The 2,780-nt window shown below is 45.3% G+C and carries 2 protein-coding genes; both read right to left on the reverse strand.

The features are described from left to right. Positions 1–1,833 (reverse strand): carboxypeptidase-like regulatory domain-containing protein (locus tag VIP81_RS31620; protein ID WP_331971570.1); only part of this gene is annotated, 1,833 nt, incomplete at its 3' end. A gap of 190 nt (positions 1,834–2,023) precedes the next feature. Continuing rightward, a partial coding sequence (locus VIP81_RS31625) for a FecR family protein (protein ID WP_331971574.1) occupies positions 2,024–2,780 on the reverse strand: 757 nt, incomplete at its 5' end.

Raw genomic sequence — 2,780 nt, forward strand, 5'->3', positions numbered from 1 at the left:
GGTGGTCCCTAAAAAACCTTGTGGAGCAAAAAAGGAACTACCGCCGTTATAAGTTCTTACATCTGTATATTGGGTGTTTTTGTTGTAGTTAAGATTACCAGAGTTAGTACTGGAAATGGTCAACCAGTCGGTAATTTTATAGTCTAATTTAATAGATCCGAAAAACAATTGCGACTGCCGTTTTGAAAAATTATACTGCCTGTTGAACAGAGGATTATCAACGATCTGCTGCGTTCCACCCATTTTAAAGTTAAGCGCCTGTGTGACCGATCCATTTGCGGCATAAGGGTTTGCCCAGGGAATAAGGCTTTGAATGCTGCCAACAGTGCCGCCCTGATCCTGTCGGCCATCATTCATAATGCCATTGATGGAAACAGCAGCTGTAAATTGGTCTGTTAAACGACTTTCAAGGTTCAGGCGGAACGATTTCCGGATTAAACTATTGAGCACACCTGTAGCTTGTTCATTGTAGTAAGAGCCGCCCAGGTAATATTTAGTGCGCTCGTTTCCACCGCTGGCAGAGAGGTTTACTTCTGAGGTATTGCTGGTTATAAATGCATATTTAGACCAATCGTACGAACTATTCACCTGCTGCTGTGTAGGCAGCCGGTAATCCAGATAGTTATTCAACGTAGGGAACATTGGGGAGAGGCTGGCATTATTCTGTGTATAATCTTCCGTATAGAAACGTTTTTGTAAGTCATATAATTCGGCGCCATTCATAAACTTCATCCGGCCGCGATTAGGTTGATTAATACCATACTTTACCTCAGCACTGATCCGTGGTTTTGCGTTACTCCCTTTTTTAGTGGTGACCACCAATACACCTGCGGCCGCTCTTGATCCATAGATCGCCGTAGCAGCCGCATCTTTTAGTACGATGACGTCCTGGATTTCCTGCGGAGTCACCAGCTCTTTCAGGTTTTGGTTCGGCATAATTACGCCATCCAATACGATGAGCGGGCCATAGTTGAGCGAAGGCACTATAAATTCATTGACCTGATCAACACCAACGCTGGCCACACTACTCTGGCCTCTTACGAATATTTGTCCGCCGCTGCTGGTTGGGTCGGCGGCATTCTGTTCGGAGATATACAAACCTGCTGCTCTACCTTTCAGTAAAGATGCCGGATCGGAAGAAGTGATCCCCCTCCTGATTTCATCTCCGGATATTTTCTGTACAGCCCCGGTTAACTCTCCGGGTTTCTTAACCCCGTAACCGGTGGATATGACTACTTCTTTCTGTTCGATTGCTTCCTGCTGGAGGGTGAAAGCGAGTTCTAATGGTTTTTCTGTTACCATCAGTTTCCTGCTGATCGTGGCATACCCGATACTGGATATTTCCAGCGTATAATTACCCGGCGGTACATTGGGCAATATAAATATCCCGTCTTCATTGGTAGTGGTGCCTATCGTTGATGGTTTCAATCTGACGGATACACCCGGCAGCATTTTACCGTCGGATCTCGCAATAATCCCTTTTATTATCACCCCGGTATTTTCCTGTAAAAGCATATCAGTGTGAGGCGTCACTGGTGTCTTCATGGAAAGGGTGATAGTGGTGTTCCTTAGACTATACTTTAATGGTTGCTCCTGAAAAAGCAGGTCGAGAAACTTCAATAGTGGCAAGTCTTTCGCGTTAATTGTCACTGGTTTCGCAATAGTCAATAATTTTTCATCGAAGAAGAAAACATACCCGGTTTGTTTTTCAGTAAGCGCTAATACCGTTGATAAGTTTTCGCCTCTAACTGACATAGACACTTTGCCCTGTGCTGCTATGTTGGCACTACCATGCAGTGCAGCAGCAAGCATTAAAACAAACGTAATCCTCATCACCCGCCATGTTTGGTAGAGACAACGAGGCCCGGAGCTGCAGGCCTGCAAGCTTTTCGCATTTTTTTGCATAATTTTGGTTGGTTTGGTAAATAACAGGATCTATCCAGACTTGACTTTCGCCAAATGATAGCCGGATATGTTGACGCATACCGGCTTTTTGTTTTTTGAAACGATTGGTTTTTGATTGTTAATTATATACTACTAATGTTTTTCCTTCCATTTTAAATTTAATGTTCACATCCTGGAGTACTTCCAGCACCTGTGTTAAGCTGAGATCGCGTTTGATTTTCCCCCTGAAAATCCGTGATGGAACTTGTCCCTCATAACGCACATCTACATCATACCAGCGGCTCAACTCATTCATGACGGATGGCAGATTTGACTTGTCAAAGTTGAAGAGTCCATATTTCCAGGCCATTACCTGATCGATGTTGGCATCGTTTACGACTTCAATAGTTGTTTGCCCGGCAGCTGCTTGTTGACCTGGTTTGAGTAATACAGGCGCATTGGCTGGAGTGGACATTGATACGGCGCCTTCGAGCAAGGTAGTTTTAATAATACCTTCTTCCGGATAAGCGTGTACATTAAAATGAGTCCCCAGTACTTTTACCTCTGCCTTACCATTTGCACTTACTTTAAATGGTTTTTCCTCATCCTTTGCTACCTCGAAATAGGCTTCCCCGCTCATTTCCACGCGGCGCTCCTGCCCGGGGAAAGTAGTTGGGTATCGGATAGAGCTGGCCGCATTTAACCAAACAGTAGTACCATCCGGCAGTGTAATTTTAAATTGTCCGCCCCGGGGTGTCCGCAAGGTATTGTAGGTCACAGCATCTTTATCCGAAGAAGCAGCATATACCAGCTGTCCGCCCTGCTGCCGTACCACAGCGCCCCCTTGTTGCAGGATGCGATTACCGGCGCTATCCAGTTGCATCACGGAGCCATCA

The organism is Chitinophaga sp. (assembly GCF_036566945.1).
Classification (GTDB): domain Bacteria; phylum Bacteroidota; class Bacteroidia; order Chitinophagales; family Chitinophagaceae; genus Chitinophaga.